We start from the raw sequence: 18,330 nt of genomic DNA, 5'->3' as shown, positions 1-18,330 counted from the left end.
AACACGTATTCCAGATAAGTATTTTTATAAAATAGCGCTTTCATATACAATGGATATAATCAGAAAATAAAATATATTATCCAACTAATTCCTGAAGGAGGAATGTATATATGCAGAATTACCAGAAAATCGGACGACTCCAGGTGGCTTCCGAACTTTATGACTTTGTGAACAATGAGGCGCTTCCCGAAAGCGGGCTGAACCAGGAAACATTCTGGAAAGGTTTTGATGAGCTGCTTCATGATTTAATCCCGGAAAATAAAAAACTTTTGGAAACAAGAGATGAGCTTCAGGAAAAAATTGACCACTGGCATAAAGAAAACGGCCAGGGGGATTTTGGAAGATACAAATCGTTTCTTGAATCCATCGGCTACTTAGAGCCGGAAGCGGATGATTTTAAGATCAGCACAAACAATGTAGATGAAGAAATTACCAGTCAGGCAGGACCACAGCTTGTTGTTCCGGCTGACAATAAGAGATATGCGGCCAATGCGGCCAACGCCCGCTGGGGAAGTCTGTACGATGCATTGTACGGAACAGATGTGATCAGCGACGAAGGAGGGGCCGAAGCAGGCTCGGAATACAATCCAAAGCGCGGGGCCAAAGTGGTAGAATATGCAAAATCATTTCTTGATAAAACCATTCCGCTTAAAGGCGCCTCCCACGCAGATGCTGTACAGTACAGCATTTCAGGGAAAAGCCTGCACGTGAAGCTGGAGAACGGAGATACCGTGCCCCTTGAAGATGAAAGCCAGCTTCAAGGCTATCAGGGTTCTGCTGAAGAGCCGTCTTCCATTCTGCTTAAGCATAATAACCTGCATGCAGATATACAAATTGACCGCAGCCATCCAATCGGTAAAACCGATGGAGCCGGCGTAAAAGATGTTGTGCTGGAATCGGCAACAACGACTATCATTGACTGCGAAGACTCGGTAGCCGCTGTAGACGCAGAAGACAAGACGAACGTATACAGCAACATTTTAGGCCTGATGAAAGGTACGCTTACCGCTGAATTTAATAAAGGCGGCAAAACGATGACAAGAAAGTTGAATGCCGACCGCGAGTATACGTCCCTCGACGGTGGAAAAATGAATCTGCACGGCAGGGCGCTTCTCTTTATGAGAAACGTAGGCCACCTTATGACAACAGATGCGATTCTGGATGAAAACGGAAATGAAATACCGGAAGGCATTATGGACGGTGTCATCACAAGCCTTGCCGCCAAGCATGACGTTCTCGGTACCGGCGAACTGCACAACTCAAGAGAAGGATCCATTTATATCGTGAAGCCGAAAATGCATGGTTCCAGGGAAGTGGCATTTGCCAACAAATTGTTCGAACGTATTGAAGATCTGCTTGAATTAAAGCGCAATACGTTAAAGATCGGCGTCATGGATGAAGAACGCCGCACGACAATCAACCTGAAAAACTGCATCAAAGAAGTAAAAGAAAGAGTCGTATTCATTAATACAGGCTTCCTCGATAGAACAGGCGATGAAATTCATACGTCCATGGAATGTGGTCCGATGATCCGTAAAAGCGAAATGAAATCATCCATCTGGCTTGGCAGCTATGAGAAATCAAACGTAGATGTAGGACTGGGTGCAGGCCTCAAAGGCAGAGCTCAGATTGGAAAAGGAATGTGGGCCATGCCTTCGCTGATGGCACTGATGCTTGAACAAAAGAGCGGACAGCTTAAAGCAGGTGCCAATACGGCATGGGTTCCTTCGCCGACAGCCGCTACCCTGCATGCCCTTCATTATCATGAAGTGAATGTTCACGAGGTGCAGGAAGAGCTGGCCGGACGGAATGAAGATCATAAAGATAATATTCTTACTATTCCAGTTGATAAGAAGGCGGACTGGAACAGAACGGACATCCAGGAAGAGCTTGATAATAATGCCCAGGGACTTTTAGGATACGTTGTACGCTGGGTAGAGCACGGCGTAGGCTGCTCTACAGTGCCTGATATTAACAACGTCGGCTTAATGGAAGACAGAGCAACCCTCCGTATTTCCAGCCAGCACATGACAAACTGGCTTCATCAGGGCATATGCACAAGAGAGCAGATTGAAGAAACGCTGCTCCGGATGGCAAAAGTGGTGGACGAGCAGAATGCCGATGATGCGGATTATAGAAATATGAGTGACGATCCGGATCAGTCAATTGCTTTCCAGGCTGCCCGTGATCTTGTGTTTAAAGGAACCGAACAGCCAAGCGGCTACACGGAGCCGATTCTGCACAGAAGACGCCGTGAAGTGAAAGAAGCATTGGTCAGCGGAAGAAAATAACAATAAAAAAGGATCACGTGATTAGTGGTCCTTTTTTACCATGAACTGCAGCAAGCCGGTACCTGTTTCGCAAGGATCGGCTTTTCTTTTCAAGGCAGGTTGTCTGATATGTGATAACGAAGAAAGGAGACTGATTATGGAGGTGGAAAAAGTTCCCGTTGTTCATATTTCCGAGCACGTAGCTGCTGAATTGGAAACACAGATTCAAACCGGCACATTCAAAGCCCATGAAAAGCTGCCGTCTGTCCGCGAGCTGTGTGATCTGTTTGAAACAGGAAGGTCAGCCGTAAGAGATGCCATTTCAACGTTGAAAGGAAAAGGGCTTGTTTATGTGAAAAAAGGAGAAGGCACCTTTGTATCCCCCTTTGATGCAGCAAAGCTTTTTCACTCAGGAGCCCTGCTTCCTGATCAGCAGGCCATTCAGGAGCTGTTTCAAGTAAGAAAAATGCTGGAAACAGAAATGGTGAAAGAAGCAGCAAGCTATCGGACACCTGAGCAGGCTGATGCAGTAGTTCAGGCAGCAGAAGCGATGGAGACGACGCTTGAACCGGACAGCTGGGAGCTTGATTACGCTTTTCATCAATCAATCGCCAAAGCCGCGGGAAATACGATTCTTGTGCAGCTGATGGAATTTCTGTCATCGACGACGAAAAAAGCAATGATCGATTTTCACCTGTATTTAGCAGCGGAACCGGCTTCCTCTCAAAAAATTATTGACCAGCATGCCGCTATTGCCCGCTTCGTACAGGAGGCAGATCCAGAAAATGCGCGGAGGGCGATGGTGGATCATTTATCATTTGTTGAAGAAAAGATGCAGGAAAGTATTCTCTGGGAAGATAAGGAAAGGAGTGTTTAATATGGAACTTGAAGAAGTAGTATCACCGCAGCAGATTATGAAAACAGCGCAGGGTCATGCGCTGGGAAATGGAGGGGAGCATACGGTATATCCGGAAACAGAAGATGAAATTGCCCGTATTCTGACGTATGCGAGTGAAAATGGCAAAAGTGTTTCGATTATAGGCGGCGGAACCAAGCGTGGTTTCGGCGGTACAAAAGACAGCGACGATATTCTGCTTAGTCTCGAAAAATTTGCCGGTGTTATCGAACATGTTCCCGGCGATATGACAGTGACAGTGAAACCCGGTACGGTAATGAAAGACATCCAGGAATTTCTGGCCGGGCATAACCAAATGATCTCGCTTGATCCGGAATGGCCGGAGTATGCGACGATCGGGGGCATTGTTGCCAGCAACAGCAGCGGGCCGAAGCGATTAAAGTACGGCTCCGCCAGGGACCATGTTATTGGCATGCGGGTTGTGTATCCGGATGGAAGAATTACCCGTACCGGTGGAAAAGTAGTAAAAAATGTTGCCGGCTACGATATGAATAAGCTGTTTGTCGGTTCGATGGGAACGCTTGGCGTTATATCTGAAATTACCTTGAAGCTGCGTCCGCTCCCTAAGCAGGAAAAGCTCGTGCTGCTGTCTTTTTCAAAAGAAAATTGGGAGAAACTCCGTCCGTTTACCGTAAGTTTTCTTGATTCCACGATTGAACCTGTATCTCTGGAGCTGATGAATCCTGCTTTATCAAAAAAACTGGCGGACATAGAGAGCTATACGCTCGCGGTTGCCTTTGAAGATGTGGAAAGTGCGGTTGCTTTTCAGGAGAACTGGCTGGTGGAAAATAAACCTTCGGAAATGAACATGACTGTGATGGAAAAAGAAGAAGCTGTTTCTTTTTGGAAGCGCTTTACTGAACTGTCGCCTAAAGATCCGTCCTCCTCTTCTGATATTAGAGCTTCTGTGAAAACAGGCAGTAAAAATATGGATGTCTTTCATTTAATGGTAGAAGCCGACCGGCTTCATCACGAGAGCGGAGCCGCGGTTTATGGACACGGCGGACTGGGACATGGTGTAGCAAAGATGTATATAGAAGGACCGGAAGATAAAGTTATTACGGCGGTTAAAAGCATCCGGGCGAAGGCGGAGGAGCTTGGCGGATATGCCGTTATTACTCACCTACCGCTTGCTGTACGCCGTCAGATCAGCGTGTGGGGAAATCAGCCATCCTATTTCTTTTTACTGAGCGGTATAAAAAAACAAGCAGACCCTGAAAAAATATTGAATACGGGTCGATTTGTCGGAGGGATATAAAATGAGTATGGCAAAGGATTACACAATGGAAAAGCAACCGGCCTGTTCGACGAAAAGCTTAAGCAACTATTTCCCGGAAGACCATCCGGATCCAGCCAAATGGGATGACTGTGTTCACTGCGGCATGTGTCTCGAGGCCTGTCCGACCTATTTGGAAACAGGGCAGGAGCAGCATTCGCCAAGAGGACGCGTGCATTTAATTCACGCTGTGGCTGAAGGAGAAATTAAGATGGATCAGTCCTTCTCGGACGCTGTCTTTACCTGTCTGGACTGCCGGGCCTGCGTAACGGCCTGTCCGGCCGACGTCGAAGTTGGCGGACTGATTGAAGAGGCCCGCGGCCAGATACGCCGTGCAGAACCGCTTACCGGCTGGAAAAAAGCTTTCAGCTCTACTATTTTAGAGAAGCTGTTTCCGCACACGAACCGCCTAAATAAAGTCGGCGGCCTGCTCCGCTTTTACCAGACCAGCGGCCTTCAGTCCCTTACCAGGAAATCCGGAGCAATGAACCTGATGCCGGATCACCTTTCCGGTATGGAAGCCATCATGCCAAACGTCGGCCACCCGGTTCGTGAGAAATACAAAAACATGCCGGTCATTCCTGCAAAGGGCGACGAAGTTAAAGGCAGAGTGGCATTTATGACAGGCTGTATCATGGACGTGATGTTCAGCGATATTAATGACGCCACCATCGATGTTCTGACGCACAATGGCAGCGAAGTAGTCATACCGAAAAACCAGACCTGTTGCGGAGCGCTTCATGTGCACGCAGGCGACCGGGATTCCGGGCGCAAGCTGGCGAAACAAAATATTGAAGCATTCAGCGATTCCGATACAGTCGTGATTAATTCGGCTGGCTGCGGATGCGCGCTGCAGGAATACCCGGAGCTGTTTAAAGATGAGCCGGAATGGAAAGAAAAGGCCGAGGAGTTTTCCGAAAAAATTCAGGATATTTCAAAGTACCTTTACGATACAGGGTACGAGAAACCGCAGACCGAGATGAAAACAAGAATTACCTACCATGATGCCTGCCACCTTGCCCACGGACAGGGCGTAAGAGAAGAGCCCCGTCAAATTCTCCGGGACATTCCAGGAGTGGAAGTTGTGGATATGCCAAATGCAGATACCTGCTGCGGAAGCGCCGGCGTATACAACCTGACAAACCCTGATATGGCCAATGCTGTTCTGGATCGGAAAATGGAGAATATACCGGAAAATCTGGAAATGATCTCAATGGGGAACCCGGGCTGTATGCTGCAGATGGCGATGGGCGTTCAGAAATACGGCAGAAGCGAGCGTATTGTCCACACCATTCAGCTGCTTGACTGGGCGTATAAAAAGCAAAAAGAAGAACAGCGGCAGTTACAAACTTCTGGAAAGGGGTAAATGGCATGCAGTTAATGAGAAGAAAAAAGAAAGTCAGCGCAAATCAGGACCACCATATTGAAGCCTTCTTTAAGATAGTCGGAGAAAAAGAAGTACTGTTTGAAGATGTCGACATGCTTTCCTACAACTGTGACGGCTTTACGATTCACCAGCATTCCCCGAAAGCAGTTGTGTTCCCAAAAAACACAAGAGAAGTAGCGGCGCTCGTGAAATACTGTGCCCAAAATGATCTTCCCTTTCTGGCACGCGGTGCCGGGACAGGACTAAGCGGGGGAGCTACACCGCTTAATAATGAGGTGATTATCAGTCTGGTGAAAATGAAAGGGCTGCTGAGCGTGGATTATGAAAATCGAAAGGCAGTCGTGCAGCCGGGCTATGTAAATCTTCATTTAACCAACTCCATCTCCAGTAAAGGCTATTACTACGCGCCGGATCCATCCAGCCAGTATGTATGTACTATCGGTGGAAACGTAGCGGAGAATGCGGGCGGTGCCCACTGTTTAAAGTACGGCGTGACGACAAACCATATTCTCGGTCTTGAAGTCGTGATGCCAAACGGAGACATTATTTCGATTGGAGAAGACGGCGTGCCGGACTCTCCCGGGTACGATCTGCTCGGACTTCTTACCGGATCGGAAGGCACGCTTGGGGTCGTCACGGAAATCACGGTTCGTATTTTAAAGAATCCTGAAATGAAGCAGACGGTACTGGCTTACTTTGACCAGGTAGAAGACGGCAGCCGCGCCGTATCAGACATTATTTCCGCAGGCATCGTGCCGGCGGCGCTGGAAATGATGGACCAGACTGCGATAGAAGGGGTGGAGGAGGGATCTTTCCCTGTCGGACACCCCCGGGATATTGCAGCACTGCTGTTGATTGAAGTAGATGGAATTGCTGCTGGTATTGACGAACAGATCGAAGAGATTCTTGCCGTCTGCCGCAACAATCATGTTAAAGAAGTGAAAGTAGCCGAAGATGACGCGGAGCGCGGCAGATGGTGGGCGAACCGAAAGACCGGATTTGGGGCGATGGGAGCCATTTCTCCTGACTATCTGGTTCAGGATGGAGTGATCCCAAGAAGCCGTCTGCCGGAGGTGCTCGAACAAATTAATGAGATCAGCCGCAAGTATGAGCTGCGTATTGCCAACATCTTTCATGCGGGAGATGGGAATCTGCATCCGCTGATTTTGTTTGATTCCAGAAATCCCGGAGAAACCCAAAAAGCGGTAGATGCCGGTTCAGCCTGCTTGAAAGCCTGCTCGGATGCAGGCGGCTCCATTACTGGAGAACACGGTGTAGGCATTGAAAAGATTGAAGAAATGCGCTTTATCTTTTCAGATGAAGAAATTGAAGCACAGACGAGGATCCGGGAAGTGTTCAATCCGGGCAACTTATTGAATCAGGGCAAGCTTTTCCCTATGCCGGGCCGCTGCCTGGAAGTAAAGAAAGCTGTACAGTAACAGACCCTAATAAATGGAGGCAGAATACGATGAAACTATGCAGATATGAATATCAGTCGAATCATTATTATGGAGAATGGACCGAAGAAGGGCTGAAGCCGTTTAAAGGGGATCTGTTTTCAGGAAGAGAAGCAACCGGGGAAACACATGATCACGCAGATGTAACCCTGCTTGCCCCGGTAGAGCCTGAAAAAATTATCGGTATCGGAGCCAATTATGTAGGAGATAAAAAAGATCTGCCGGATACACAGCCGGAGATTCCAGTCTTTTTTTACAAGCCGGCGTCTTCATTGGTTGGTTCAGGAGCAGAAGTCCGCATTCCGGAAGGAGTGGACGAGATTAAGTTTGAGTCTGAGCTGGCTGTAGTCATTGGAAAACGCACGAAGAATATCGAAGAAAACGAAGTGCTCGACAGCATTCTCGGCTACACGGTAGGTAACGACGTAACAGCCCCGCAGTTTTTCCATGAAGCCGGACACTGGACCGTCGGTAAATCATTTGATACGTTCACGCCGCTCGGCCCGGCGATTCAAACCGATCTGGATCCGCTTAATGTGTACGTGAAAGCATTTGTAAATGGAGACGAGAAGCAGAACAGCAAATCCGACCTGATGATCGTTTCCCTGAAGCGGATGGTGTCCTATCTTTCCAAAGTAATGACGCTTGAGCCTGGTGACGTAATCTTAACAGGAAGCCCGCTTGGCGCAGAATTTGTGAAAAAAGGCGACAAAGTGGAATGCACGATTGATGAAATCGGCACGCTGGAAAACACATTTACAAAATAGAAAGAAGCCGCTCCCTCTTTAAAGGGAACGGCTTCTTTTATTTTCACTTGTAAAAACTAAGAAGCAGGTACAAAGTTTTCGGTGAAAATGTCATCCCGGCCAATTTCATGAAGGTAGGAGACAGCTGCTTCTACAAAAGCCGGCGGACCACATACGTAGCAGCGGGTATCTTCCTGTGGCAGGGCAGATTGAAGTGCCTCCCTGGTAAGCGTCGTTTCCGTACCGAAATGAGTAGAAGATGGATGTTCTGCTTCAGGTGCTGTATACAAAGTCAGTGCCTGAGAAACGGGAAGCTTTTGGATGGCACTGCTGATTTCCTGCTGCAGAGGATGATGGTGATGATTTTTGGCAGCGTAAATAAACGTAACAGGAGCTCCGTAGGAATCCGGCAGAGACTTTATCATGCTGACAAGCGGCGTCAGACCGGAACCTGCGCTGATAAAGGCAATAGGTTTACGATCATCTGTTTGAAGTGTAAAGGAGCCGTATGGAGCAGAAAGCTCAATATGCTTTCCGGCCGCTGATTGTTCATGCAGATAAGAGGAAACGATCCCATCCTCTTCATGCTTGACCGTAATTCTATAGCAGCCGGTTTCAGGAGCATCAGACAGGCTGTAGGAGCGGACATGGGTGTATTCTTCTCCTGGTATGGAACAACGCAGACTTACGTATTGTCCGGGAAGAAAAGAAGGCAGGGGGGAGTTATCGGCAGGCTGAAGGTAGAAAGACTTCATTCTGCTGCTTTCCTGCACAATATCGACTATTGTAAAGTCTTTATAACCTGTCCATTCTTTAGGTGCTTCGTTTTTTGTTTCGTATAGTTTCTGTTCGGCCTGAATAAAAATATCAGCAATGGCACCATAGGTTTCAGTCCATGCCTCCAAAATATCCGGAGTGGCATTTTCCTGAAGTACGTCTTCCATCGCTTTGATTAAGTAGTGTCCGACAATGGGATAGTGTTCTGCTTTTACTCCCACACTTGCATGTTTTTGTGCGGTTTTTTCTACAAATGATTCGAGTACTTCAAGTCGGTCTACATAAGAAGCTGCGGCATAAAGGGCCTGTGCCAATGCTTTTGGCTGAGCACCCGTTGCCTGATTTGTATGATTAAACATGTTCAGCAGCTCCGGGTGGGCTTCGAACAGCATCTCGTAAAACCTTGTAGTGATGGCTTCTCCATGTACTGCTAAAACCGGGGCGGTGCTTTTCACAATATCAATGGTACGTTCGGAAAGTGCTCCCTGGGTCGTCATAAATTGCCTCCTTTTAATATGTATCTATAATACATATTAAAACAGTTCCTTATGAAAAACACAACGCAATACCGAAAACGTACGATTTCCGTCAAACCTATAAAAACCCGGCGTTTGTTTCACGTGAAACAAACGCCGGGCTTTTAAAGAGATATTAAGCTGTTCTGGTAGGCTTTCCAGCCGCCGAATGAAGTAATATCCTTTCCATAATCAGCGGTCTCTGCCTCACATATAAAGCCGGGAGTGAATGTTCCGTCTTCCAATTCGACCTTGCCGATTCCTAGCGGAGAAGGAATGCCTGACGTAAATGAGCCGAGCTGATCGAGCGGCATACTCCACAGCTCGAGCGCAATAGGGACACCTTCCTTTTCAGAACGAATCATGCCGGGTTTAGCCGGCGGTCCAGGTATTTCAACAAGCTTATAACTGGAAGCAGACATTGTCTCTTTTACAAAATACGCTTCGTGGGCAATCATCTGTTCTTCAAGCGCAAACCCTCTCATATGGAGGCCGCAGACAGCAACCGTTACTTCTTTTCGCCTGCAGTGCTGTATTTCTCTTGAAGCGCCAACAAGAAGAGAGTCGTTGTCCTGGCTGGAAAATAAAGTGATGCCGAATGGAAGGCGGCTATCTGCAAACGGCTGGGGAAGAGATACCGCACACAATTCAAGCAGATTGCAGTGATTGGTGTAGCGCCCCATGTCGCTGTTTGTCTGGATAGGATTTTCCCTTACTTCGTTTCGGCTCCAGGTTCCGCCGGCGGTAGGCATAATAAGTACACTGTTTTGCAGCAGAGCCTCTGCCTTTCTCGTATATGCTTTAAGTTGATGCTTTGCCTGAAACAGCGCAGCGGCAGTATAGTCAGGATTCGTGCCGGAACGAAGTACTTTTTCGGTAACCGGCAGGAGAGCCCCGGGGTGAGAGTCTGCAAATCCGCCAAGTTCCGCCCAGCGTTCTGCTACGAGCGGTCCATCATATAAAATAGAGGCGGCGGTTTCCATAAATTCAACGGATACATACTCAATAGGAAGACCCGACCGTTCGAGTGCAGTCACTGTTTGTTCCCATGCCTGACGGTATTTGTCGGCAAAAGGACCGAAAAAAGCCGGTTGTGTTTCCGGAAGCAGGTAAGACTGCGGCTGTTTCTCCGATAATTCAGGGGTGTTACGCGACCACGGATCTGTTTCCTCAAATCCACGGATAATGAAATCCACAAGTGCGGCATCTTCCAGTGTATGGGTAAATACGGTTAAGCAGTCAATGCTTGCGCAGGCCGGCACGATACCGCTGACAGGCCAGGCACCGAGACTGGATTTCCAACCCACTAAATTGTTTAATGCAGCAGGTACCCGGCCGGAGCCGGCGGTATCTGTTCCTAAAGAAAAGAGAGCCTGTCCTTTCGCGACAGAGACCGCCGAGCCGGAACTCGATCCCCCGCTGATTAAATCAGCATTCCAGGCATTTTTTGTCTCCCCATAAGGGCTTCTTGTACCGACCAGTCCTGTGGCAAACTGATCCAGATTCGTTTTTCCAATAGGGACAGCACCTGCTTCGATTAAACGGGCGGCGGCCGCTGCGTGTTCTTCGGGAATGTAGCTGTATGCTTCGCATCCGGCGGTTGTCGGAACACCGGCTAGATCTATATTGTCTTTTAAAGCAAAGGGAATTCCCCATAGCGGGGCGTTCTCTATCGGCAGGTCTTTAAGCCTGTCCAAGTAAGGCTGAATAAAGGAAAGAGAAGGAGGGGTAATCCATATATTATAGGATTCCTCCTCTGCAGCCTGCGCTGTAAGCTGTTCAATGAGAGATTCCGGAGTCATGCGGCCGGACATATAGGCTTTTCTTAAGGCAGCAATGGAAGGATAAGCATGCATTAAACAGAAACCTCCTTTTTTTCGGTAATTCCCAAAATAGTCTGTCCAGGGTGCACTTCATCTCCCGGTTTAATCGACAGGCCGGTCACATACCCGTCGCACGGAGCTTCAATAATAAATTCCATTTTCATGCTTTCTTCTATAATAAGTGTTTCTCCCTGTTTTACTTCTGATCCGTTTTCTACTAAAACTTTCCACACGCTTCCGGGAATAGAGCAGGTGACAGGAGAAGTTCCTTCCGGCAGTCCTTCGGCGGGCTGCTCGGTCTTTACATCCTGCTCAGACACATATTCTGCCAGGCCTTGTTCTTTCCAGCGCTGCCTTTCTTCCTGAAACGATTTCTGCTGATGTTGTTTAAACTGGGCGGCACCGGATTCTACTGCCTCAAGATCTTCTATATAGTCTTTAAGAGAAAACGTCGTTTCGGTAATATCTGCTTCAAACCGGCCGCGCAGGAAATCCTCCCGAAGATCCAGCAGTTCATCGGCGCTGACCGGATAATATTGAATCTGGTCAAAAAAGCGGAGCAGCCATGGCTTGCCGGGTTCAAAACTTTTGGTTTCACGGAATTTGTTCCACATTTGAATGGTGCGGCCGACAAATTGATAGCCGCCCGGGCCTTCCATTCCATAGACGCACATGTAGGCGCCGCCGATTCCTACGGCATTTTCAGGTGTCCACGTCCGTGCCGGGTTATATTTTGTTGTTACAAGCCGATGCCTTGGGTCCGTTGGGGTGGCCACCGGTGCTCCGAGATAAACATCCCCGAGCCCCATTACGAGATAATTTGCGTCAAACACGACATCTTTCACATTGTTAATACTGTCGAGCCCGTTGATTCTCCGGATAAATTCGAGATTATCAGGGCACCACGGCGCATCCGGGCGGACGTTCTGCTGATACCGTTCGGTGGCAAGCTGGGTCGATGGATCATCCCAGGAAAGCGGAAGCTTCACAATCCGCGATGGAATGGTAATATCCTCTAAAGCGGGAAGCTGCTTATCGAGCTCCAGCACTTTTTTGCAAACCTGCTGAACGCTGTTTTCCAATGGGTTGATACGGATCTGCAGAGAACGGATTCCCGGCGTCAGGTCCATAATAGGAAAATCATCTTCCAGGCGGATGGCCTCCATCAGCACCTGCACTTGAAAACGCAGCAGCAGATCGAGCTCCATTTCTCCGTATTCAACAAGCACATTTTCATCTCCGCTGCAGCGGACCGTTATCGGAAAGCGTCTGTCTTCCGTTTCACGGGCAAGAATAGGGTAGCTGGGATCGAATGCATTTTTCTCAAAAGAGAGCTCAGGTATGGCATAAGAAGCATTCTCCTGAAGCGCATTCAGGTAGGCTTCCTGCTCCAGACGAAGTGTTTCTGCCTGGGCTAACGTTAACAGCTGAAACCGGATCGTATCTCCAGCATGAAGCTGGCCGATTTTCCAAAATTCTGCTGATGCTGTCGTGACGGGACAGACAAATCCGCCGAGGCTTGGGCCATCCGGACCGAGAAGAATAGGCATGTCGCCTGTTAGATCAAGGGTTCCTACCGCGTAAGCATTATCATGAATATTGGAAGGGTGGAGCCCTGCTTCGCCGCCGTCTTCTCTTGCCCATAATGGGGCAGGGCCGATCAGGCGGACCCCTGTTCTGGAGCTGTTAAAGTGAACCTCCCACTCGGTCTCTTCAAGCTGCTGGAGGTAAGCCGGAAGCAGAAATTCCTCTGTGCAGTGTGGTCCGGGAACGACACCGATCGTCCACTCTTTTTGAATAGCTGGTTTTTCTGCGGCTGCTAAAGGCTCGCTGACAGCAGGAAGAGTATTCCCATGTACACGCAGCACGTCTCCGGCACGAAGGGCTCTGCCGCCGTGGCCGCCAAATCCGCCAAGTGTGAATGTAGAAGCGCTGTTCAGCGTCTGCGGCATATCAAATCCTCCTGAGATAAGCAGGTATGTCCGCATGCCTGACTCAGCCTGGCCGAAGGAAAGAACCTGCCCCTTTTCAGCGAGGATAGGATGATATAAGCTGATCTCTTTTCCATCAAGTGCCGGCTGCATGTCGGCACCTGTTATACAAAACCACATAGCTTCACGAAAGCGGTAAGATCCGCCCTGTAATGTGAGCTCCAGGCCGCTCGCTTTTTCAGCATTATGCAGCAGCTGGTTGCCGATGCGGAAGGAAAGAGGATCCATCGGTCCGCAGGGAGGAACTCCTACATCCCAGTGGCCGACTCGGCCCGGCCAGTCCTGGACCGTTGTCTGAATGCCGCCGTCTATTACTTCGAGAGCCATTTCAGACGGAGAGAAGCTGTTCAACAGCTGGGTGTGTACGTCTCCTTTTTGAAAAGCCGGTTCCTGCAGAAGACTTTTTATATAGAGAAGATTGGTCGTCACTCCGTACATTTTTGTTTCAGTCAGCGCGGCACTCAGCTGTTCTATTGCGCTGTCCCGGTCTTTGGAATGAACGATAACTTTAGCAAGCATCGGGTCATACAGCGTAGTGACCTGAAGGCCGTCACGTACCCAGCATTCGTTTCGGGCAAGGGACGAAAGCTCGACCCGGTCGATCTGGCCGACGCTCGGCCGGAAATCATGAAAGCTGTCTTCGGCATAGACACGCGCCTGAATGCTGTGGCCCTGAATGGTAATAGGGGGGAAGGCAGGAAGTTCCCGGGCGGCTTCAAGAATCATCCATTCCACTAAATCAACGCCGGTTACTTCCTCAGTTACGCCATGCTCTACCTGTAGTCTGGTATTCATTTCAAGAAAATAAAATGCTTCTGAATCAGGATCATACAGAAATTCCACGGTACCGGCATTCTGGTATCCGGTAGCAGATGCAAGACGTTCAGCCGAAGCTGCCATTTCTTTTCTAACTTTTTCTGAAAGCAGGGGAGCGGGGGATTCTTCGACTACTTTTTGGTTTCTGCGCTGAATGGAGCAGTCTCTTTCTCCAAGAGAAACAACATCTCCTTTCCAGCTTCCAAAAATCTGCACTTCAATGTGGCGGGCAGAGGAAATGTACTTCTCCAAAAACAGACCGCCGTCGTTAAAATTGTTCTCAGCCAGATGGGTTACGGCATCAAAAGAAGAAAGCAGGCTGTCTTTGTCCCGGCAGATTCTCATGCCAATACCGCCTCCGCCGGCGGTGCTTTTCAGCATAACAGGATAGCCAATATCAGCTGCAGCAGCGACCGCTTCTTCTGCATGCTCAAGCAGATTCGTTCCGGGAAGAAGAGGGACATCGGCGTTGGCAGCCGCTTCTCTGGCAGAATGCTTTAAGCCAAACAGCTCCATCTGTTCAGGAGTTGGGCCGATGAACGTAATTCCTTTTTCCTGGCAGGTCCGGGCAAACTGGGCATTTTCGCTTAAAAAGCCGTAGCCTGGGTGAATAGCATCGGCACCGGTATCAAGAGCAGCCTGAAGAATGGTTTCCGGATGCAGGTAGCTCTCCTGGGCATTTCCTTCCCCGATAAGAACCGCTTCATCTGCATGGTCTACGTGCAGGCTGTCCTGGTCGGCTTTTGTGTAAATAGCGACAGAGGGAATATTCATCTTTTTTAGTGTTCGTTCAATCCGCACCGCAATTGCACCGCGGTTGGCAATAAGTACCTTTTTAAACATAAAGCATTCTCCTTTCTTCTATTAAATGAATTAGTTATTCCAGATCGTGACTTCAATCGGTGTAGGATTGTAATCGTTACACGGATTATTTAGCTGAGGGCAGTTGCTGATTAATACGGTAGTGTTTGTTTCTGCCTGCATTTCCACATAATAGCCGGGGGCAGAGACGCCATCTTCAAAGGTAAGGCCGCCTTCCGGTGTAATAGGAACGTTCATAAAAAAATTAATATTTGGAGCCAGATCTTGTTTGGAAAATTGGGCTCCCCGCTTCGATAATTCATACATAAACGTATCGCGGCAGTTATGCATCGCTTTTTTCTCGTGGGCGTAGCGGACCGTGTTGCTTTCCGCAGAGCATGCCCCGCCTACAGTATCGTGCCTGCCGACGGAATCAGCGGTAATCGTCAGGAGCGGCCTGCCTGATTTTGCCCGTAGTACCGAACCGGTAGTAAGGTAGATATTCTTCTGAGCGGTGACCGTTTCAATCGCGCTGTAGCTGTCTTCCGGATTCAAAGCATCGTAAAAAAGGGTATCGGCCGCCTGATTGCCTTCGAGGTCGGTTATTCTGAAAACCTGTCCGGGCTCGAGGTCGTGCATCCAGCCTTTACCGGCTGGAATCGTGCGGGTATAAACGGCGTCTTCTATTTTTCGGGGGCTCGTTGTAATTTCTTTTGCTTGTGTCACTCTTGATCATCCTTTCAAGATAATTGAATTTTCCGATTTTATTCAGCGGAAACAGCAGCAGTAAGTCCTTCCGCAAGAAGATTGGCTTCCCACGTGTTTTCAAAGGCACGGCGGTTTTCCCCGCATAAATTCAAACAAATATCATCTTTGCCTACCGGCTCAGCGGCTCCTGCTTCAAGCTTTACAGGAACTGACGGATAGACGGTGGATGTATCAAGCGGGTGGGGCGTATTGGATAAGACGATAAGCAGGTCCATTTCGGTTCGGAAGGTAATGGCCTGACCTGTCTGGGCATTGTCTTCATGAAATACCATTTCGCCTCCATCCTGCACGGCTACTTTTGAAAATACGTTCAAGACGGGGACGGTATCCCGCATCGTCAGTCCATTTCGGAACAGCTCCATTGAAAAATTCTCTTCGCCGCTGCGATAGCGTTCGTTCCGTTCAGATTGATAGGTTGTTTTTCCAAATTGGGCATCTGTCCAGCCGGTTTTGGAAAAACCGCCAAAAGGATCATGCCATCCGGTGTCATCTTCGATAATCCCGGCCATCGCTTTGCCATTGTCGCTCATTAACACATGTCCCTTCGTTAAATGCGATGTATGCTGGGCTTTCAGCGTATCCGGCATATTATAGCGTTCCGTACGGTCATGGGCGTTGAATAGAAGCATGGATACATTAGCCGTTTTGCCGGAGGCAGTTAGGCGCAGCAGGCTTCCTTTTTTTATAACCCCGGACCATTTTTCTCCTGCTTCAAGTGATTTATTCCAATAGCTGTTCATTGTTATTTCCTCCCTTGGATTCATGTATTCATTTCTGCGATAGCCTGTAACGTAATAAAAAAAAGCCTGAGAGAATTTAATCTCCCAGGCTTTTGTCCGTCCGTGTAAACAGCAGCCATAGTTATCCGGCCGTGCCCGCTTTCTCTCGGACCTGTCCTGCCGGCAGGTAAAGCGAAGCCGGCAGCGGAACCCTAGAAAGCATTTTCCGCCCCTCAATGCCATTGGCAAGGAGGCCTTTATGTTATTTTTGAGGATCGCTATGTGTGCTGCGTATACAAAAAGTGTAGGGGAGTCCGGCTGGGAAGACAATAGTTGTGTGAGGTTATTTAACATACTTTTTAGAATATTCACATCTGCCGTTGAAAGCAGAAAATGTGTCCCTTGCGGCTGTAAGTGAGTAACACGATTCAGCGAAAATAGATTGATAGATTTTCTGCCAGGATAGTTGATTAAAAGAAAAAGACTCCAGAGAATGAACATCATCAAGAACAACCAGCCCGGCCGGCTGCTGTATCGACTACGGAATAAAGTATATCGAAATAATTTTATTGGAGAAAAAGACCACTATAGAAAGAAGGAAAAGCATGGCTGAAAAAGCTGAATTAAAAAGGACGTTAACGTTATGGCAGGTTGTTTTTATGGGTCTGGCATGGAATACACCGATGATTTATTTTTCTGTATTTGGAGTAGCATATGAAGGTTCTTCCGGATTTCTGACCCCGGCTTATGTTTTTGCAGTTGTTGCTGTTATATTTACAGGGACCAGCTACGCTATTATGGCGAAAAAGATTCCGATTTCCGGCTCCGCTTATACGTTTGCTAAAAAAGCTATTCATCCAAACGCCGGATTTTTAGTAGGCTGGCTGCTTTTATTTAACTACTTATTTGCTCCTATCATAGCCTGCATTACATTTGGAGTGTTCATGAACGCTCAGTTTCCAGGCGTGCCTTCTTCTGTTTGGATCATAGGCTTAATTATTCTGCTGGCAGGCATTGCTGTTCTCGGCATTAATTCTTCCGCTAATTTGAGCGGACTGTTTGTCATCATGCAGATTGTGTTTATTATTGCGTTTTGTATTATTCTTATCCGCGGCCTGTGGACAGGGGGCGGAGCGGGAGGGCTTTTCTCGATTCAGCCTTTTGCAGGAGATCTGACGATGCCGATTATGCTGGCAGGAGCATCTGTCGTCATTTTCTCTTTCCTGGGATTTGATACTATTACGACATTATCGGAAGAAACAGTAAACCCTCAGAAAACGATCCCAAGAGCTATCTTTATTATGATCGGAATCATCAGCGTGCTTCATATCAGCAGTTCATACTTAATTCAGCTGGCCCAGCCTGCATTTTCCTTTGTGAACATTGATTCTGCGGCAATGGAGTTGATGGCCCTTATTGGAGGCAGCGCGCTGAATGCCATCTTTATGACGGTATTAATCGCGGCCATATTTACGCAGGGGCTGGCATCCATTACTGCTGTGTCAAGGCTGCTGTACGTAATGGGGCGGGACGAAATTCTGCCTGAAAGGTTCTTTGGATATATTCATCCGAAGTTTAATACACCGGTATTCAATATTGCACTGGCGTCCGTTCTGTCTATTCTCGCTTTGTTTATTAGTGTAGATGCGGCCCTCCGCTTTGTTAACTTTGGAGCACTCACGGCTTTCTTCTTTGTAAACATATCAGTGATTGCGCTGGCTGTAAGACAAAAAGAAACGGCCGGTCTGTTTCAGAAAGTGTTTTATATCGGAGTTCCCGGCATTGGAGCATTCATTATGCTCTGGCTGTTATTTCTTCTCGATACGCCGACCATTATAGGTGGATTAGTATGGGTGGGGGCAGGGCTGATTTACATGCTTTATCTGACCAGGACATTCACAAAGCCGCTCCCGGGTACTGCCAAGCAAACTGCTATACTAAAATAGAAATAAAGCCTCTTCCACTACGGAAGGGGCTTTATTTTGTTCAACGGTCTTCATTAGAGGAAGGTACTGTTCAGGTTGATAAAGCAGTATAATGATAGATGTGACAGATACAGATATGCGGA

The 18,330-nt window shown here is 48.1% G+C and carries 12 protein-coding genes and 1 riboswitch; of the genes, 7 read left to right on the top strand and 5 right to left on the bottom strand.

What is annotated here, in order from left to right; all coding sequences use genetic code 11:
• Positions 1-110: 110 nt before the first annotated feature.
• The 6 genes from ATL39_RS08730 to ATL39_RS08705 all read left to right on the top strand — a co-directional run bounded on the left by ATL39_RS08730 (position 111) and on the right by ATL39_RS08705 (position 8,073).
• Entirely contained in the window at positions 111-2,291 is a 2,181-nt protein-coding gene (locus tag ATL39_RS08730; protein ID WP_120192960.1) for a malate synthase G, read from the top strand.
• 136 nt (positions 2,292-2,427) lie between these two features.
• Positions 2,428-3,147, top strand: a complete 720-nt coding sequence (locus ATL39_RS08725; RefSeq protein ID WP_120192959.1) for a FadR/GntR family transcriptional regulator — start codon at positions 2,428-2,430, stop codon at positions 3,145-3,147.
• Position 3,148: 1 nt separating this feature from the next.
• A complete protein-coding gene (locus ATL39_RS08720; protein ID WP_120192958.1) occupies positions 3,149-4,444 on the top strand; it encodes an FAD-binding oxidoreductase in 1,296 nt (431 codons plus the stop codon).
• Between the two features lies 1 nt (position 4,445).
• Positions 4,446-5,828, top strand: coding sequence for a (Fe-S)-binding protein (locus ATL39_RS08715; protein ID WP_120192957.1), 1,383 nt, complete (start codon positions 4,446-4,448; stop codon positions 5,826-5,828).
• 5 nt (positions 5,829-5,833) lie between these two features.
• Positions 5,834-7,288 carry an FAD-linked oxidase C-terminal domain-containing protein gene (locus ATL39_RS08710; RefSeq protein ID WP_374561728.1) on the top strand — a complete coding sequence of 485 codons (1,455 nt, stop codon included), beginning with the start codon at positions 5,834-5,836 and terminating at the stop codon, positions 7,286-7,288.
• A gap of 29 nt (positions 7,289-7,317) precedes the next feature.
• Positions 7,318-8,073, top strand: a complete 756-nt coding sequence (locus ATL39_RS08705) for a fumarylacetoacetate hydrolase family protein (protein WP_120192956.1) — start codon at positions 7,318-7,320, stop codon at positions 8,071-8,073.
• A gap of 56 nt (positions 8,074-8,129) precedes the next feature.
• Here the strand turns inward: ATL39_RS08705 and hmpA are convergent, their stop codons facing one another.
• The 5 genes from hmpA to ATL39_RS08680 all read right to left on the bottom strand — a co-directional run bounded on the left by hmpA (position 8,130) and on the right by ATL39_RS08680 (position 16,283).
• Positions 8,130-9,326: an NO-inducible flavohemoprotein gene (gene hmpA, locus ATL39_RS08700; protein ID WP_120192955.1), complete on the bottom strand. Its 1,197-nt coding sequence runs from the start codon at positions 9,324-9,326 to the stop codon at positions 8,130-8,132.
• Positions 9,327-9,469: 143 nt separating this feature from the next.
• Complete coding sequence (locus ATL39_RS08695) at positions 9,470-11,200, bottom strand: allophanate hydrolase (protein WP_120192954.1); 1,731 nt, start codon at positions 11,198-11,200, stop codon at positions 9,470-9,472.
• Positions 11,200-14,817, bottom strand: a complete 3,618-nt coding sequence (gene uca / locus ATL39_RS08690; RefSeq protein WP_120192953.1) for an urea carboxylase — start codon at positions 14,815-14,817, stop codon at positions 11,200-11,202. The genes ATL39_RS08695 and uca overlap by 1 nt, the downstream gene beginning before the upstream one ends.
• Positions 14,818-14,847: 30 nt before the next feature.
• A complete protein-coding gene (locus ATL39_RS08685; RefSeq protein WP_245960961.1) occupies positions 14,848-15,501 on the bottom strand; it encodes an urea amidolyase associated protein UAAP2 in 654 nt (217 codons plus the stop codon).
• Between the two features lie 38 nt (positions 15,502-15,539).
• The gene (locus ATL39_RS08680) at positions 15,540-16,283 is read right to left on the bottom strand and encodes an urea amidolyase associated protein UAAP1 (RefSeq protein ID WP_120192952.1); all 744 of its coding nucleotides are present in this window, start codon (positions 16,281-16,283) and stop codon (positions 15,540-15,542) included.
• Between the two features lie 79 nt (positions 16,284-16,362).
• A riboswitch (guanidine-I (ykkC/yxkD leader) is annotated at positions 16,363-16,489 on the bottom strand.
• A 378-nt stretch (positions 16,490-16,867) separates the two neighbouring features.
• On the opposite strand from ATL39_RS08680, the gene ATL39_RS08675 reads away from it, so the two are divergent.
• Positions 16,868-18,208: an APC family permease gene (locus tag ATL39_RS08675; RefSeq protein ID WP_245960960.1), complete on the top strand. Its 1,341-nt coding sequence runs from the start codon at positions 16,868-16,870 to the stop codon at positions 18,206-18,208.
• Positions 18,209-18,330 lie beyond the last annotated feature (122 nt).

This window comes from Sinobaca qinghaiensis, assembly GCF_003610495.1.
Classification (GTDB): domain Bacteria; phylum Bacillota; class Bacilli; order Bacillales; family Marinococcaceae; genus Sinobaca; species Sinobaca qinghaiensis.
This window is presented reverse-complemented; position numbering and strand designations above follow the sequence as displayed.